At 46.5% G+C, this 17,746-nt stretch carries 10 protein-coding genes; 2 read left to right on the top strand and 8 right to left on the bottom strand.

Going from position 1 to position 17,746, the window contains the following annotated elements; translation table 11 throughout:
• Nucleotides 1–33: 33 nt before the first annotated feature.
• Complete coding sequence (locus tag DFP97_RS19585; protein WP_114381877.1) at nt 34–1,935, bottom strand: sensor histidine kinase; 1,902 nt, start codon at nt 1,933–1,935, stop codon at nt 34–36.
• A 218-nt stretch (nt 1,936–2,153) separates the two neighbouring features.
• Between DFP97_RS19585 and DFP97_RS19590 the strand changes: the two genes are divergently transcribed.
• Together DFP97_RS19590 and DFP97_RS19595 are read left to right on the top strand one after the other, a co-directional pair.
• The gene (locus DFP97_RS19590) at nt 2,154–2,543 is read left to right on the top strand and encodes a (deoxy)nucleoside triphosphate pyrophosphohydrolase (protein ID WP_114381878.1); all 390 of its coding nucleotides are present in this window, start codon (nt 2,154–2,156) and stop codon (nt 2,541–2,543) included.
• A gap of 150 nt (nt 2,544–2,693) precedes the next feature.
• A complete protein-coding gene (locus DFP97_RS19595; protein ID WP_114381879.1) occupies nt 2,694–5,090 on the top strand; it encodes a beta-propeller domain-containing protein in 2,397 nt (798 codons plus the stop codon).
• 112 nt (nt 5,091–5,202) lie between these two features.
• Here DFP97_RS19595 and gcvH read toward each other — a convergent pair whose 3' ends face one another.
• The 7 genes from gcvH to DFP97_RS19630 form a co-directional block, all read right to left on the bottom strand.
• The gene (gcvH, locus tag DFP97_RS19600) at nt 5,203–5,592 is read right to left on the bottom strand and encodes a glycine cleavage system protein GcvH (protein WP_114381880.1); all 390 of its coding nucleotides are present in this window, start codon (nt 5,590–5,592) and stop codon (nt 5,203–5,205) included.
• Between the two features lie 264 nt (nt 5,593–5,856).
• On the bottom strand, nt 5,857–9,012 hold the full coding sequence (locus DFP97_RS19605; RefSeq protein WP_114381881.1) for an alpha-mannosidase: 3,156 nt from the start codon (nt 9,010–9,012) through the stop codon (nt 5,857–5,859).
• Complete coding sequence (locus DFP97_RS19610; protein WP_114381882.1) at nt 9,005–11,320, bottom strand: glycoside hydrolase family 3 N-terminal domain-containing protein; 2,316 nt, start codon at nt 11,318–11,320, stop codon at nt 9,005–9,007. The genes DFP97_RS19605 and DFP97_RS19610 overlap by 8 nt, the downstream gene beginning before the upstream one ends.
• Before the next feature lie 80 nt (nt 11,321–11,400).
• Nucleotides 11,401–13,056: a type 2 periplasmic-binding domain-containing protein gene (locus DFP97_RS19615; protein ID WP_342773287.1), complete on the bottom strand. Its 1,656-nt coding sequence runs from the start codon at nt 13,054–13,056 to the stop codon at nt 11,401–11,403.
• Between the two features lie 110 nt (nt 13,057–13,166).
• Nucleotides 13,167–14,066: a carbohydrate ABC transporter permease gene (locus tag DFP97_RS19620; protein ID WP_114381883.1), complete on the bottom strand. Its 900-nt coding sequence runs from the start codon at nt 14,064–14,066 to the stop codon at nt 13,167–13,169.
• A gap of 13 nt (nt 14,067–14,079) precedes the next feature.
• A complete protein-coding gene (locus DFP97_RS19625; protein WP_114381884.1) occupies nt 14,080–15,048 on the bottom strand; it encodes an ABC transporter permease in 969 nt (322 codons plus the stop codon).
• 280 nt (nt 15,049–15,328) lie between these two features.
• Nucleotides 15,329–17,536, bottom strand: a complete 2,208-nt coding sequence (locus DFP97_RS19630) for a helix-turn-helix domain-containing protein (protein WP_245976450.1) — start codon at nt 17,534–17,536, stop codon at nt 15,329–15,331.
• Between the last annotated feature and the right edge of the window lie 210 nt (nt 17,537–17,746).

A 17,746-nucleotide genomic window follows, 5' to 3' on the forward strand; every position in this document is an offset into this window, starting at 1 on the left:
GCTGGTTAACTCAGAAATGAGCAATCAGCGCTTTTATTTTGCAGAAGGAAAGTGAATTATAGCCTCCGTACCAACACCTTTTTTACTAATAAACTCAATTTTTCCTTGCATCACTTCAATAATCCGGAATGTCACCATTAATCCCAGACCAGTGCCTTTCGTTTTCTTGGAATAATATGGTTCCCCGAGTCTTTTAAGATCAGCCTCGCTCATTCCCTCACCGTTATCTTTTATGCAAATGACAATATTTTTTGTGTCATCATCGATATATGCGCGGATTAAGATAGCTCCTTCTTCATTTAATGCTTCAATACTATTTTTAATGATATTTATAAGCGCTTGCTTTAATTTAGAAGAATTTCCACGTACGTATAAATCAGATTCCAAATCGACTTTAATGACTCCACCCTGCATAGTCGCTAAAGGTACTAATATTCCTTCAATTTGCCGGAGCTCCTCTGCAATATTCAGAAGTGTTGTCTGTTCAAGCTGTGGTTTAGCGAACGTTAAAAAATCTGTAATAATCTCTGACGCCCGGTCCAGTTCATCTATTGCTAGTACCATAAAGCCTTTCTCTTTATCGTTCGTTGTTTTGTCTTGAAGTAACTGGAGAAAACCTCTTGTCACCTGCAATGGGTTGCGTACCTCATGAGCTACTGAAGCAGCCAATTGGCTGATAATCTCCATTTTTTCAGATCGTTGAAGCTCATTATTGAACACCTCAAGCTGCTTGGAGTAAATCACAACCTGTTCGTAGTTTTGCAATATTCTTCTTGCTAGTATGATGGCCAGTGATGCTATAAAACTAAGAATGCCCCATTTCCAAAAAAACAGATCGTAATTCCTATCCTGAATAAAATACCATATTACTTCTGAGACACCGATGGCAGCGAAAACACCAAATCCTGTAGTTAAAATAATCGCTTCTCTATTTCTTTGTAAACAATATTTTATGAGAAAAATAAAAAGCAACATATTTCCGATTATTACAGAGCCACCAAAAGAAATAATTGTACTCGAGGTATATATGCTATTAATCTTATCAGATGTAAAAGAAGCAAATAGCCATAAAATAGAAACTGTTGAAATAATAACTAGGATCTTTCTAAACCGAGTAATAAGTCCGAAAGGACCCCTTCCGAATATTTTCTCAAAGAAGAAAAACATAGAAGGCATAATTAAGTTTGAAGCGATATCGAACAAGTAGTAAATCGCAAATCCATGCTCCCGATATATGTTATGTACATAAGGAGAGAGAGAGAGAATCATTAGTCCAATTGAAAAAATAACGATACAAAGTGAATTCCAACCGGCCAAATAAGTTTTATTCAAAAATATGAGACATAAAAACATAGCGAGCGAAACAAATAAAAGTGCCGCTCCCAAAACTACATCAAGCATATCATGCTTCATATAGTCCTTGCTAAGCGTCTGGTTCTCACCAATTTTAATTTGTTCCTTTAATCCTAACCAATTTGAATCGGTATGTAGAAGAACATAAACCATTTTATTGGATTCATTGGAGCTTAAAGAAAGCAAAATTTCATTTTTATTGTACGGATAATCTCTACGAGATTCATAAACGAGCCGATTATCAATAAAAATCTTAACATCTTTGGCGGTAAGCTTACTAATCAACAACGATGGGCGTGCAAAATCGAACTCTGGAAGCTGAAATCTCAACCAGGCTGATTTTATTTCGGCAGGTTTTACAGGCAATTCATCCCCATAAGAGAAGGTTCGCCACTCTCCAAACCTCTGATGAGAAGAAGCCTCCTGGACGGTACTTTCCGGATCCTCCTCCCATTTCATTTCCCACTCCGTAATCCCAGTGGTTGGAGCGTCTGTAAGTGCTAAGGCTGGAGCCGCTAGAATAGGGATTGCGATGAATAGAGAAAGCACGAAGGCGATCGAAAATTTATATAAAGCTTTCATTCAGCACCTCAGAAGGTCAATAATATAAATGGTTATGCTTCACTATATTTCGACATTCTTCGATAGAGTCCCTTCTAACATTTGCCTATTTTCGAAAAAATATTACAAAATATTAGGATGTCTTGATGAAAAAATAAGGCTGCCCAATATACTGGATAGACTAATAACACATGCATCAACTATGGTGAAAAATTTACTACTATTGAAGGAGCTTTTTTATGAAAAAAATCGATGTCGTTGGTGCCGTGATCCTAAACGAAAAGAATGAAGTGCTATGCGCACTTCGTTCGCAAATGATGTCGATGCCCGGTCTTTGGGAATTTCCGGGTGGTAAAATAGAACCCGGAGAAACGCCGGAAGCCAGTTTAATCCGAGAGATTAATGAAGAGCTTGGATGTACGATCAAGGTTGGCGGGCTAGTAGCAGACGCTGTTCATGAATATCCGGCGATTATCGTCCGGCTCATTACATACTTTGCCACAATAGTGGCAGGAAAGCCCACTGCCAAAGAGCATGAGAGGCTCATTTGGCTGCCGATCAATAAATTGTCAGCCTTGCGATGGGCTCCGGCTGATTTGCCGACGATTGAGCGGTTACTGGAACAATAACTTCCAGACTCCGATGCTGCACGGCCAGCGCAAGAAAATTTAATAAAGAAGAGCACTTCTCTAGCGCAACCATTATGTCCATTAGCTCGTTTATGAGGGTAATAAGACAATGATCGAAATGAGACATTTTGATGCTGAGAAGGAGGACTTATGATGCGGAAGAAAGCTGCTATAGCTTTACTGCTTGCTGTGTTGCTGCTCATTTCACCCGCTGGAGGGGGAGTGTTCAACAATGGGGCTGCTGCGCAGTCGGATATTCAAATTGTTGTGCGGGGTGCCGTGCTGGCATTATCGGCACCGGCGTTTATCGAGAGCGGTAAAACCATTGTACCTTTGCGGGAAATTGCAGAGGCTTTGGATGCTGAAGTAGGCTATGATGCCGGTGCGGAAGGTAAACAGACGGTGACATTAACGCGTGCAGACCGTATGGCTTCAATCACGATCGGGTCGGCACAAATGACGGCAAATAGTAAGCCTGTTCATTTAGATGCACCTGCCCGCCTGCTCGGCGGCGTTACGATGGTTCCGCTGCGTGCGTTATCTGAAGCGCTTGGCGCTGTCGTTGCCTGGGATAGCGTGAAACGGATCGTCACTATTGACGATCCGGCGGAGCTGCCGACTATTGGTTCCGCGGATAAGCTGCGTGAGATCATGGAATCGGCCTTTGCTCTGGGTATTAATAATGCCATGGATGGTGTCGCCAAGACGGAGGTCGCAGCTACAGCAGATAGTAGTGAAGCGGCAGCGCCTACCTCATCCGCTCCTTCTAATGAAGCTGACTACTCAAATACGAATGTGCAGGTCGAAGGTGTGGATGAAGCCGACTGGGCCAAAACAGACGGACACTTCATTTATCAGCTAAGCGGCTCGCGCGTGCTTATTACAGACATTGCCGATCCCGCGAAGCCAAAGCTAGTTGCCAAGCTTGAATATGCTCAGAAGAATAGCTTTTACCCGCAGGAGCTATACGTCGATGACAAGCAGTTAGTCGTAATCGGTCAGCGCCATGTCAGCTTGCCTTATGATGCTCCAGCGAGCGGCGGGGATCAAACTGTAAGCAGCGAAGGAAGTGCCGATATTGCGGCTTCCTCCGATGCAAAGAGAGGGATTGGAATGCCGTTTCCGTCCCGTACCATGGTAAAGACGTTCATCTACGAGCTAAATGCTGCCGGACAGCCGAAGCTCGTACGTGAGACCGAGCAGGAAGGCAGCTATATTTCCTCTCGCAAAATCGCCAGTGCCCTGTATATCGTGACGAACAAATATAACTATACGTATGCTATATATGAGAAAGGAGATAGCGGCGGCGATAAAGCCAGCACAGACCTTGCCCGTTCTTTTGAGCCGGTGTACAGCGACTCCGCGGCATCTAAAGAGATGATGTCCTTGCCACTCGATAAGATTCGTTACTTCCCTGAGTCCCCGGACACCAGCATGCTGCTTGTCGGCGCACTCGACCTCGACGCTTCCGAGCAGCCATTGCAAGTATCGGGCTATCTAGGATCCGGTCAGACGATCTACGCTTCCGAGAAGCATTTATACGTGGCAATTCCGAAATATGTGGCGACTGGTGACACTTACCGGCAAGAAACACAAATTCACAAATTCCGCCTCGATCAAGGACGGGTTGTCTATATTGGCGCAGGCTTGGTTCCCGGTGCTATTTTGAACCAATTCTCGATGGATGAGCATGACGGTTTTTTCCGTATCGCCGTTACGAAAGGCGACATGTGGGCAAGCGGCGAAGCCAGCTCCACGAACAACCTGTATGTGCTGGATGAGAAGCTAAGTACAATCGATAAGCTGGAAGGGCTTGCTCCGGGTGAGCGTATTTATTCGGTCCGTTTCATGGGAAGCCGCGCGTATATGGTTACGTTCCGTAATGTCGATCCATTGTTCGCAATCGATTTGCGTAACCCGGCGAAGCCCGCTGTCCTCGGACAGCTGAAAATTCCCGGCTATAGCGACTATTTGCATCCTTATGACGAGAATCACATTATTGGCTTCGGTAAGGAAACGATCGAGCTCCCTTCAAAGGGGATGAGCACAGATGAAACAATGGCCTTTTATCAAGGGATGAAAATAGCTCTGTTCGACGTCTCGGACGTCAGCCATCCGAAAGAGAAATTTAAAGAGGTTATCGGAGACCGCGGTACACATTCCGCTTTACTGTATGATCATAAGGCGCTGCTGTTTTCGAAGGACAAAGGGCTACTAGCGTTCCCTGTCGAAGTGATGGAAATTAAAAACAAGGAGAAGCTGGACTCTAATAACATCCCAGCTTATGGGGAATTCGCTTATCAAGGAGCGTACGTGTATCACGTTGATCTGCAGAAGGGCTTCACGCTGCGCGGCAAAATTACACATTTGACTGCTGATGATCTGGCAAAGAGCGGACAATACGGCTTCGATTATACAAAATCGGTACGGCGCATCCTGTATGCGGGTAACACTCTTTACACGTTGTCCGAACACATGCTAAAAGCAAACGATCTATCCAGCTTGAAGGAACGCGGTGCATTAAAGTATCCAGCCCAACCATTATGATATAACCTACTGGGTAACGAGCTGCTTGTGATGTTAAAGTTTTATATTGGACGCGAAAAAAGGTGAGCGGGCTTCGCTCACCTTCTTCCTTCTAAACACATCTTTCGCAATTCTAATCGATAAGAGCGCGGTAAGCATCTGCCGTTAGCAGCTTGCCGAATGCTTCCTCCACGCTTCCGTCCACCTCCACCTCGAAAATCCAGCCGCCATCATACGGCTCTTCGTTTAAAAGCTCCGGCTGGCCGATGAGCGACTCATTTACCTTGGTAACCGTTCCCGTTACCGGACTGTAAAGCTCGGATACCGTCTTTACCGATTCGATCGTGCCCACGCTGTCGCCCGCTGTCACCACCGCTCCCGCCTCCGGAAATTCGACGAATACAATATCGCCCAGCTGGCTTTGCGCATAATCGGTAATGCCGATTCGTACGGTTTGCCCCTCTACCTTCGACACCCATTCATGCTCTTCGCTGTATACCAGCTGCTCTCTGATTTCACTCATTACAAACGCCTCTTTTCATTTGATATATTCGTTTGGCATTAACGGGAAGGAATTTGTGCTGCATCTATCAGTGTGTTTCAGTAACAAACTCTATGCTTAACACCTTCTGAAAATGAAAAAAGTTTGATTCAATGTGCACCTGTACCCCCCTCAAACGTTCCTCGATAGCGCCGGCGAGATAATTACCTAAAAAAAAGCGAGATTAGCATCATCAGCTAACCCCGCTTTTTATATCCTTACCAACCTGCCCATCACAGCTTCACATTAAAGCGTGAAAATACGAATGCTTTTAATTTCAAACGGTTTAAAGTCCAGCTGCACGGCCCCATCCTGAATGTCCAACCGGTACAGCTCCTCCTCCAGCAAATTGACGACGAACGCCTCCCTCGCAGCAAACGGCAGATGAATGGTGATCTTCTCCCGTCCTCCGGCAGATTCATAAAAGCGGAAAATCGTTCCCTCTCCCCGCTCGGCAGCTTTCATCGTATCCAAAATGACATGTTTGCTTTCAAACGGCATCATTTCGAGCTGAACAGGGAGATTATCGCTGCCTCCACGTCCCGCTGCATCTGCAGTATCGTTTCTGCCTGCCGCTACCCGGACCGGATGGTTAAGCTCCGCCGCTCTGCGGACGACGTGAGCGCCGCGCCAATCTTGCTCGTGCGGATATAGCGAATACGTAAATTCGTGTTCTCCTTGATCCGCAGTCAAATCAGGCCATCTTGGGGCACGCAATAAAGAGAGCCTGATCGTGCTTCCTTTAATATCGTAGCCGTATTTGCAATCGTTTAATAAGCTTACCCCGTAATTACCTTCGGACAAATCCGCGAAACGGTGGCCGCAAACCTCATATTGAGCCTTCTCCCAGCTCGTATTCGAATGCGTCGGCCTTTCCAGCGCGCCGAACGGAATTTCATAAGTCGCTTTGCTTGCAACGATATCGACAGGGAAAGCGACCTTCAGCAGCTTATGCTCTTCCTTCCAATCCACCCGGGTCTTAAAATCAACCCGTTTCTGATCATGGTAAAAAACGATATCTTGAATAACGAGAGAGCGGTTAAGCTGCCACTGAAAGCGGAGAACGTCCTGCGAGTTCCCTTGAAGCACCACTTCCTTGCTAAGCAGCCTTGCAGAACCTGCACGCTGCGAATCAAACCGGGGATCGATATCCCAGGCATCCCAATAAAGCGGCTTATCGTGAAAAAGCTGAAGCTCATTAGCTTTTTTCCCTGCCGCAATCAACTCACGTTCTGCTGATTTATCGTACCAGCGCACAATCTCGCCTGCCGCATTAAATTCAATACGGTAATACCCCGTATCCCATGTATTCTCCAGCTTCGCCGTAAGCTCCGTCGTTTCCGGCGCTGTCTGCTCAGAAGCGCGCAGCCAAACCGTTGTATAACCAAAAGCAGGAATGCTCTTCACGCTTACTGCCAAAGCCACTTTACCGGTAGCGGTCCCCTCCCGCACGATATCGCTTTCCAACCGTGCACCGTTCTGATCGAATGCGGCGAAATCCTGCATCGCCTCATCTACTTCAATATAAACGACTTCATCTCTTTCCCAGCCCAAGCTATTGAATACGAAGTAAGGAACCCCTTCTCCTTGTACGGAAATTCGCCCTGCCAATGCTTCAAGTGATTGCTCCAGGCATTCGCGCCCCAGCTGAAACACCTGTTCATATTCGGCAGCAGACGTAACGTACGTTTCCGGAATAGCAGTACCTGGAATAATATCATGGAACTGATTGAGCAAAATAAGCTTCCAGCCTTCGCGAAGCTTAGCATCCACTCTCTCCCCTTGGTCAAGAGCAACCCCCCCTCCGGCCAAGGCCAAGCGACTCCACACTTCCGCCTCGCGATATAGCACTTCCGCTTTTCGATTGCTTCGTTTATTGCGGGCATGTGTCGTATACGTTCCCCGGTGAAGCTCCAAATACAAATCGCCATGCCATTCAGGCAATGCTTTCTTCTTCTCCCCAACACTTCTAAAAAACTCGGCGGCCGTACTCAAACGGCTGTTCGGCAAATCCGCCATCAGCGAGGAGCGCCGGGCGAGCTCTACCATCTCCCTTGTAACTCCGCCGCCGCCGTCTCCATGACCGTAAAGCAGCATAAGCTCGTCCAGCTTGTCTTTTTGCCGGTAAGATTGCCAATGCTCATGAATATCCTTCGGCCTCGTATGCTCGTTCAAGCCGTGGTTCAAATACGAAACGACGGATGAGCCGTCAATACCGACCCAATGGAATAAATCGTAGGGAAATACGTTCGTGTCGTTCCAATTTAATTTCGTCGTCATGAAATAATCGACGCCCGCAAGCTTTAATAGCTGCGGCAGTGAAGCGCAGTAACCGAACGTATCGGGCAGCCATTCAATGTTAGAGGTTTTGCCGAACTCTTCCTTATAAAACAGCTGTCCGTACAAAATTTGCCGTACCAACGATTCACCGCTTGGAATATTTAAATCCGGCTCCACCCACATGCCGCCAACCAATTCCCAACGGCCTTCGGCTACTCTTTGTTTAATTTGTTCATATAATTCAGGATAATGCTCCTTCGCAAAAGCATACAGCAGCGGCTGGCTCTGCGTATAAACAAAATCCGGATATTCCTTCATCAGCGTGTTCATGGTCGAGAACGTCCGACTCACCTTACGAACGGTTTCCCGAACCGGCCACAGCCAGGCGATGTCAATATGAGACTGTCCAACCAAATGCATCGTTCCGTTCAAGCCTGAAGCAGGCGCAACCGATTTTATGACTTTTGCAAGCCTATCCTCCAATATGCGCGGCCAATCACCTTCGACACACTCGATGCTCAGTTGCCGCTCCGTCTCATCCATCATTTCATACAGCGCATCCCTGATCCGCAGCCGCTTTAAATCCTGTTCGGGGAGCAGCAAAATAGATTCGTAAGCCGCTTGGGCGCTATACAACAGGCTTTGCAGGGATTTATTGACGCGAACGAGCTTCATTCGAAGAAATGTAATAGGCGGATTTATCGTTGCTTGCGCATTTAACGGATCAGCCGGCTCCGGAATCGGATCATACAGCTCGATTTCAATGAGCGGACTGGATCCTACGCCGCCAAGATGAAGCGGAACGAAGGAATGATTGCGGTCAACGCCGTGATACGGAATGCCATCGACCTTAAGCAGGCCCTCGCCCCCGCCATCTACAATAAGACCGATAGGATCGGACCACCAGGAGCAAGGAATTTCAAGCTGCTTCCGCAAAAAATAGGTAACCCCTTGCGTACTGTTCAAAGGATCCAGCGACTGCAGCGAAAACTCTTCCGACTCATATTCATAAACGCCCGGCAGGATATAACGGGCTTTTCTCATTTCCCAATCGGGAAGCTCGATTGCCTCCCGCCATTGCATGCTTGCCAGCTTTTTCAAAAAACGATTAATTCTATGCATGCTTTACCACCTCTTTGAAAACAAATAAATTAGTGCTGACGAACTCCTCGGCATTTCTTCCTACCATCAGAGTGAATTCCCCCTCTTCAACAATCGGCTCATAATTTCGATCGATCAATTGCAAATGTTCTCCCGTCACCGTAAATGTAACCGTCTTCGTCTCTCCCGGCGCTAAATGCACTTTGCAGAATCCTTTCAATTCTTTATTAGGCCTAGTAACGGAGCTGACTTTATCCATAATGTACAGCTGTACGACATCTGCTCCTGCGACGCTTCCGACATTCGTAACCTCAATTTGTACGGTTGCCTCGCCATCCGGCGTAATATGCTGCGGTGAGACCCGCAAGCCGTCGTATTGAAATTCGGTATAGCTTAGCCCGTATCCAAACGGATACTGCGGCTTATTGTCCATTTCCAAATACCGCTTTCCTCTGCTTCTTTTACCGTTATAGTAGACAGGTAGCTGCCCTACATGCTTAGGAACGGAAACCGTTAAGCGGCCGGAAGGATTCGTATCGCCGAATAAAATATCGGCAATCGCATTTCCTCCTTCTTGTCCGGGATACCAGGCCTCCACGATCGCATGGGCATGCTCGTCAATCCATGGCTCGGCGATGGGACGGCCGTTGATATATACGACAATGACCGGCTTCCCCAGCTTATGGATCTCCTGAACGAGCTCAAGCTGAACCCCAAGCAGACTGAGGCTTGCGCGGTCAATGCCTTCGCCGCATTCCATATCGCTCCATGCGTGTTCCGTAACGACAGATGCCCCCGTCCTCAAATCGATCGTGCCTTCGCCGAAGTCCCGCGCGCTGGATCCGCCGATGGCCATGATGATAACGTCCACTTGCTCTGCGCAAGCAAGCGCACGCTCGAAGCCTTCTCTCGAATCACCCTTAATCCGGCAGCCAAGCGCATAGAGCAATTGCTCCTCCGCGCCGCTGCCCAGCTTATTGCGGATGCCATCGAGCAGCGTAACGATCTGACCACGCTTTTGAGGGGACGTATAGTCACCCAATTGGTTGTACATATGGTTGGCATTTGGCCCGATTACGGCTATTTTCCGCGTCTCTTTACTTAGCGGCAGCGTCCGCCCGTCATTTTTTAATAATACGATGCTTTCCTGTGCCACTTGTCTCGCAAGCTCCACATGCTTACTGCACCCGATAACCTCAGCCGCTTTCGCCGGATCGACATACGGGTTCTCAAATAATCCCAGCTTAAATTTAATGTTTAATACGCGTTTTACGGCAGCGTCCAATAGGCTTTCGTCAAGCAGCTTTTTGTTTACCGCCGACTCCAGATGCTTGCCGAACATTTCGCCCGACATCTCCATGTCAACGCCGGCTTCTAAGGCGAGTACGGACGCATGCTCGCCGTTCTCGGCTATATCATGCCCCCATGCCAGCATGTTAATGGCGCCGCAATCCGTTATGACAAACCCGTCAAAGCCCCACTGTTCACGCAGAAGCTCCTGCAGCAAATAATGATTGGATGTGCACGGAACGCCGTCAATTTCGTTGTAAGCGGTCATGACTGAAAGCGCACCCGCTTCTATGCCCTTCCGGAACGGAAGTAAATCCGATTCGTGAAGCTCGCGCATGCCCATATGAACAGGACCTGCGTTTCTTCCTCCCTCGGAGCTGCCGTAAGCAACAAAGTGCTTTAACGTTGCGATAACGCTGTCATGAGCATCCAAGCGGTCACCCTGAAGCCCTTCCACTGCCGCAACCGCTAACTCACCGATCAAGTAAGGGTCCTCGGCAAAGCATTCCTCCGTACGGCCCCATCGCGGATCGCGCACAACGTCGAGCACAGGCGAATAGGTTGCCGCCCCTCCCTGGCTTCTCGTCTCAAGAGCAATTGCCCGGCACATGTCGCGGTACAAATCGACATTCCATGTGCTTCCTACCGATAACGGCACCGGAAAAACAGTCGCACCGATCGCCATATGCCCGTGCGAGCACTCCTCCCCGAACAAAATGGGAATGCCCAAGCGGGAATTTTCGATGACGTAGCGCTGGATATCATTTATAGCCTTTGCTCCTTCTTCGGGCGAAAGGCCGTTCTCCAGCGTAACCTCGGTCCATGGATCGGCGCGAAGCACGCCATAAAGCGAACCGACGCCGCCGTTTTTCACTTGCTCCTGGAACGCTTCAGATAGCGAGACCTTTCCATTTTCCTTCATATATGTTTTCCAGCCAAACGGTTGCAGCAGCTGGCCGATTTTCTCATTTAACGTCATTTTCTTCAACAAATCTTCTACCCGCTCGAAGGTAGGCCGCGATGAATCCTTATAGCTCATGGATAGTCTCCTCCAGGTTCAAAGATAAGCAGCAGGAAGCTAGCCCCAAGGCTATGCTTCCTGCTCGCATTTAGTTAACACTATTCTTTTTTGATCGCATTACTGTAAATCTCAATATATTTAGCTAGGTTCAAGCCGTCAAAGCCTTTCACGTAAGCATCCCAATCCTTCTGAACGTCTTTGCTGCCGATAATGAATTGAGCCATGTTGGTTGTTACATAGTCTTGAATCGCTGTCGTCAGCTGCGATGCGGCATCGGTGTCCTCCGGACGGATAAAGACGCCGGACGGGTAAATTTCTTTAGGCGAATAAGGTGCATATGCGTTAGTCGCTTGTGAAAGACGCGTTTCGTAGCCATCTGCAGCGAGCGGATCCTGTCCTACTGCAAACAGGTCGCGGAACTCCTTCGTCAAATCCTTCGGTCCCATCAAGGACCAGCTGTCGTTGCGGATGACGTCCGGATCAGCTTCCGGCAAACCTTTGAAGCTGTATTTGGCTGGCTGGCCGTCGATATTTTTCTCGCCAGCTTCTGCCGTTTTGTAGCCGACGCCTTCTTCCGCGCCGTACTCGCTCTTAATTGCACCTTCTTCGCTGAAAGCATAGTCCATCATTTTGATCGCTGCGATTTGCTGCGCCTCGGATGCTTTGTTCGTTAGAGCAAACTGGAATTCGCCAATGCCTTGCGAAGCGCCTGCGAGCTGCACGCCTTCAGGTCCTTTGAGCGGCGGCACGATTACCCAGTGCTTGTGTCTCGTAAGCTTAGCATCGTACGGATTGACCAGGTAGCTGACGAGCGCTGTCGTAATCGAGCCTACGATTTCGTCGCCTTCGCGGTTTCCGAGCTGACCGATGGCCTGATCGTTTTGCGTGAACGAAGCCGGATCGATTAAGCCTTCCTTGTACAGCTTGTTCATATAGATCAACCCTTGCTTCCAGCCTTCTTTATTAGGAGCAAAGTCTACCTTGCCGTCGGTTAAAGTCAAGTATTTGCCATTATCGTTATAGATGAAGGAGTTCATTAAATAAGCGTCGATGTTTCCGTTCCATACGTTTTTGTTCGGTGCGCCAGTAAGAGGGATCTCATCGGCTTTGCCGTTGCCGTTCGGATCCTTCTCTTTGAAAGCTTTCAATACGGTATAAAGCTCGTCTGTCGTAGTAGGAACCGCTAAGCCAACCTTATCAAGCCATTCTTTGTTCATCCAAAACTTTTGCGAGAACGTGCAGTGGTAGCATTCATTTACACGCGGAAGAGCGTAAATGTTGCCGTCTGTTGCCGTAATCGCATCTTTAAAATACGATTTCTTTTCCATCATTGCTTTAATGTTCGGCGCATGTTTTTCAATCAAATCATTTAACGGCAGGAACACGCCTTGTTTGCCGTAAGTCAGCAAATCCGTATGCGAGAATTTGCCTTCCAGGAATACTTCCGGATAATCGCCGCTTGCAAGCAGCAATTGACGGCGGTCTACCAGCGCGTCAGCAGGAGCGAGATCCCATTTTATTTTGACATTGAATTTTTCCTCTACGTGCTTCGTATAGCTGTTGTCTTCCAAGGGAGCTTTGCCTTGAGGAGCGAAAAACGTCATCGTAACCGGTCCTGCTTCTTCGGTTGCATTTTTCTCTCCGGTGTTAGTTGTAGAATTTGAATTATTACCCTCATTGCTTTTTCCACAAGCTGACAATACCAGTGTAAGGCTTAATACGAGTGCAAGCATGGTGAAAAACGTTTTTTTCAATGTGACCCCTCCTAAAATGGTTGTTTAACAAACAGCACTTCCTGCAAATAAACCTATCCGTGCGCTTCTAGTCCGCCGCATCACCTCCTTTAGTATAATTGAAAATCCGCTTAACCTTTTAATGATCCGATCATGACGCCTTTAACGAAATGCTTCTGTACGAAAGGATACATAATGAGCACCGGTACCGAAGCGACGACGATCAAGGCGTATTTCAGCGCCTGCTCGAACCCTTGCTCCCGTATCTTCTGGGCGGTGTTGGCCAGCATTTCCGGATCTGTCGCATTCAGAATAAGTAAGTTTCGCAGTACGTATTGCAGCGGGAACAGCTTCTCCGATCTTAAATAAATAAGAGCGTCAAAGTACGCGTTCCAGTGGCCTACCGCATACATTAAGGTCATAACGGCGAGAATCGGTTTAGACAGAGGCAGCACGATGCTGACCAGATACCTTGTATCTCTGCAGCCGTCAATTTGCGCCGCTTCAGATAATTCGCTTGGAATGGATGATTGGAAAAACGTTCTCGCCACGATGACCTGGAATACTGAGAAAGCTCCCGGCAGCCACATCGCCCAGCGGGTGTCGAGCATATCCAAATCTTTGACGAGCAGATAGGTTGGAATGAGTCCGCCGCTGAAGAACATCGTAATCATCATTAGAATCATGACAAGATTTCGACCGTAAAAACTTTTGACCGACAACGGATAAGCAAGCAGTACGGTGAACACCAAATTGATCAGCGTTCCGAAAACCGTGTAAATGATTGTATTGTAGTATCCATACATAAGCTGGGTGCTATTAAAGATCGACTTATATGCCTTTAGGCTGAACTCAACGGGCAGTAGCCATACTTGTCCCGATACGACTGCTCTAGGTGAGCTAAATGATGAACTTACAATATAAAGGAGCGGATATAGAACGGCTAGCATAAGCAGAGTCAAAAAGATATAAATACCTAACAAAAACAGTCGGTCTCCAAAAGGTTCCTTAATTTTTTTTGCCGCTATCATGTTCATCCCTCCCCTACCATAAACTTGTTTCCGAAACTTTCTTCGCGAAGAAATTTACCGCCAATAGTAAAATCAAATTGATGACGGAGTTGAACAAGCCGACCGCCGATGAGAAGCTGAAATTCGCGCCGACGAGTCCCACTTTGTAAACGTAAGTAGAAATGACTTCAGAGGAGCTTAGGTTAAGCGGATTTTGCATCAAATATATTTTTTCAAAGCCGACGCCCATGATATTTCCCAAGCTGAGAATCAGCATGATAACCACGATCGGGAGAAGCGACGGCAGATCGATATGAATAATCTTCTTCCATCGGGAAGCGCCGTCTACTCTTGCAGCCTCATACAGCGAAGGATCGACGCTGGCGAGTGCCGCAATATATATAATGGAAGCATAGCCCATTTCCTGCCAAACCCCCGACCATACGTAAATCGATTTAAAAAATTCCGGAACGCCCATGAAGTTGGTCATTTCCCAGCCTAAGAAAGAAAACACTCTGTCGATGACGCCGACATGCGGCGTAAGCATCAGCATGATGATCGAAACCATAACGACGGTAGAAATAAAATGCGGCGCGTAAGTAACCATTTGCACCGATTTCTTAAATTTGCCCGTTCGCACTTCATTTAAAGCAAGAGCAAGAAATATCGGAATCGGAAAGCCTGCAAGCAGCGAATAGAAGCTGATTACGATCGTGTTTTTAATGATCAGATAGAAATTCGGAGAGGTGAAAAATGTTTCAAAATGCTTAAGTCCGACCCATTGACTGCCCCAGATACCTTGCACGACGTTAAAATCCTTAAATGCGATTTGGACGCCGAACATCGGCACGTATTTAAAAATAATTAAGTAGAGGACGGGTAGAAGAACCAAAAGATACAATTCCCAATGTCTCGCTATCTTCTTCCCTGCTGATAATTTACTTTTTGAGTATTTCTCGGGAATGACTGACTGTTCTAACACATTCACTTGTGCACGACCCATTCGCAGTTCTCCTTTGCAGCGATTTAACGAAACGTTATTGCGTTATCCATTTTGTCCTGATCCACAATTCGATTCTAGCCTGTTTACTAAATCTTCATCAATTCGTAAGATTCGTGTTTCTATCCTTTTTCTAGCCTGTGCTATTAAAAGGATATAAGCCGATTATTGCTTTTTTCACTATTCCTTCATAATTCCCGCTTCGATAGATGACATACAAAAAAGCCTTGAGAATGCGGCAAACCGCGCTCTCAAAGCTTTTTTAGCGATAAAGCTTTTTCATTTAGTTCACATCTCCAAGCTGCTTGCGAAAATCCCGCGGAGAAAGGCCGACGACATTTTTAAAAGCACGATTGAACGAGTTGTAATTATAATAACCTACCTCGTTGCTTATCGCTTGCATCGACTTTTGCGTTTCAAGAAGCATTTGCTTCGCATTGTTGATACGAAGACCGATCAGAAAATCGACGAAATTCTCTCCGAACTCCTCTTTGAACATTTTACTTAAATACTTGGCATTCAACTGAAATTTTGCGCTTAAATAATCGAGCGACAGCTCTGAATTGGCGTAATTTTCTTCGATATACGAGCGTATTTCGATAATGAGCGCCTTGTTGCTGTGTGAATCCCGCTGCGACTGCATTTTCTCGTTCATCATTTCGAAGATGACGCTGCACCCTTGCTGAAGCTCGTCCACGTTATCCCACCGTTTAGCGAGTTCATGCAGCTCCGCTTGAATGTTGCGCCAAATGTTGCGGTATTCTTTGGACAACTCCAGTAATTCGCCCTCCAAATGGTGGATGAAAAATTGCATCAGACTTTCTATTTCTTTACGCGGCAGCAATGACTCCCTGATCTGATCAAAAAACACGGTCAAATGCTTCGTCCAATCACCTTCTGCAAGGCGGAGCGACTGGGAAAGCAAATAAATCGTTTTGAAATATTCCTGAATCTCTTTCTGCGGTCTTACCGTATCTTCTACCGTAATGATCCGGTTACTTCCTAGTACAGCCTTATACTGCAAGCAATGGTTCGCCATTTCGTAGGACCGGCGCAGCTCATCCAGCGTAGAAGCCGGTTCCCCTTGCCCAATCGTTATATTAAAGCTGACATTTTGTTCAATCCAAAGGCGGCAAGCTTGAATAATGGATTCGTTCTTCTCCGCAGCATCTGCCGATGTCGGCAGCCATAGGATGAAGGACACCCGACGATCGGTCGTCCATTCCGCCCAGACGACGGCGCCGTTATTTTTGGCCATCTCATGAATAACGCTGTATAAGGTAAATTTCAATAAAGATTGGTCACGGTTACTGTAAGCTTCTGCAAATGCCAGATAGGAATCGATTTCCATAACGTAAACATTCGATATTTTATCGGCCACATCCAAATCATAATTTCTAAGCTCAGAAATCCACTCTTCATCGCTTATCTGAACGTTGCCTTCAAGCACCTGATGAAAATGATATTTTTTTTGCAAAATGAGCTTTTCCCGATACTGCTGCTGGTACTGCTTCGTCTCGCTCATTAAGCTTTCGAGCGTATTTTGAATAAAGCCAAATTCGCCTTCCTTGGCTGATCCCGTACCGTCACTTTTCAACGAATAAGCTTGAATGAGCGACACGAGCTGATGAATCGGCTTATAATTTCGTTTCGTTACATAAATAACCCATACAATACCGAAAATAACAACGGCTAACGCAAAAACGACCCATACGTTATAAAAGGTCAGTGCAAATTTCATGCCCTTTTTGTCAAGAATCCCGCTGTTGATATCCCATCCGGTATAGGGAGAAGTGTATTTGGATAAAATCGTGTCGGTGCCGGAATGATCGAGTTCGTCCCCGAGCAAATTATGACCTTCCTTATCGATCATTCTTACAAAACTGATATCCGAATTATACATTTGGCCTATGGCATACTTCAGCTTTGCCAGACTGACGTTTACTACGAAATAGCCCTGCTTCACACGCATATTGTAGGGTGCTTCCCTGACTAAGGTGATCACATTTGCGGCATCGGAATTGGAATACGCTTTGTACGTTCGTTCGCCTGTCCATTTTGTCGAAATCTCTTGTTCTTCATACTGTTTAATGAAAGCCTTATCATGAAAATCGTCAAACGATCTTGGCGCGTCGCCAAAAATAAATCTATCCTTTAAGCGGACAAAATAAATCGAGTCAATAATGGGATAATTGAATTTCAAATCATCGATTACCTTAATCGCTTGAATATTCGTCATGACGTCTACGCTGTCTCTGCTAAAAAAACGGCTTACATCGGAATTCGTCAATATTTCCCGGACAACTTGATGATCGATTGACTTTAATGAATTATCCGTAAAGAGAATGACCTGCTGCGCCAAATATTCATTCGCTTTTATAGCTTCTCTCCGGGTTTGCTCATTCAAGGTTTGGAAAAAAACAACAAACAAAATCATGGTAACGATAAAAAAGACAGGCAGATACGATAACAACAAACGGCGAAACCACATTTTGTTCAATCCTTGTATCCCCTTCCCCTTTTGCTTATCTATCTGTTAGCGTTAGTTTTGTTTTTTCTGTACGATAAGATGTATAGGGTATCTCATTAATCATACACCACTATACTTTAAATGACGAATGACTATAATTGGTTTATTGCGGGTATCCAATCTTAAACGGCTGTCGCCGTTATAAATTTTTGTATTTTAAAAAACTGACGT

It is taken from the genome of Paenibacillus prosopidis, from assembly GCF_003337375.1.
GTDB lineage: Bacteria > Bacillota > Bacilli > Paenibacillales > Paenibacillaceae > Pristimantibacillus > Pristimantibacillus prosopidis.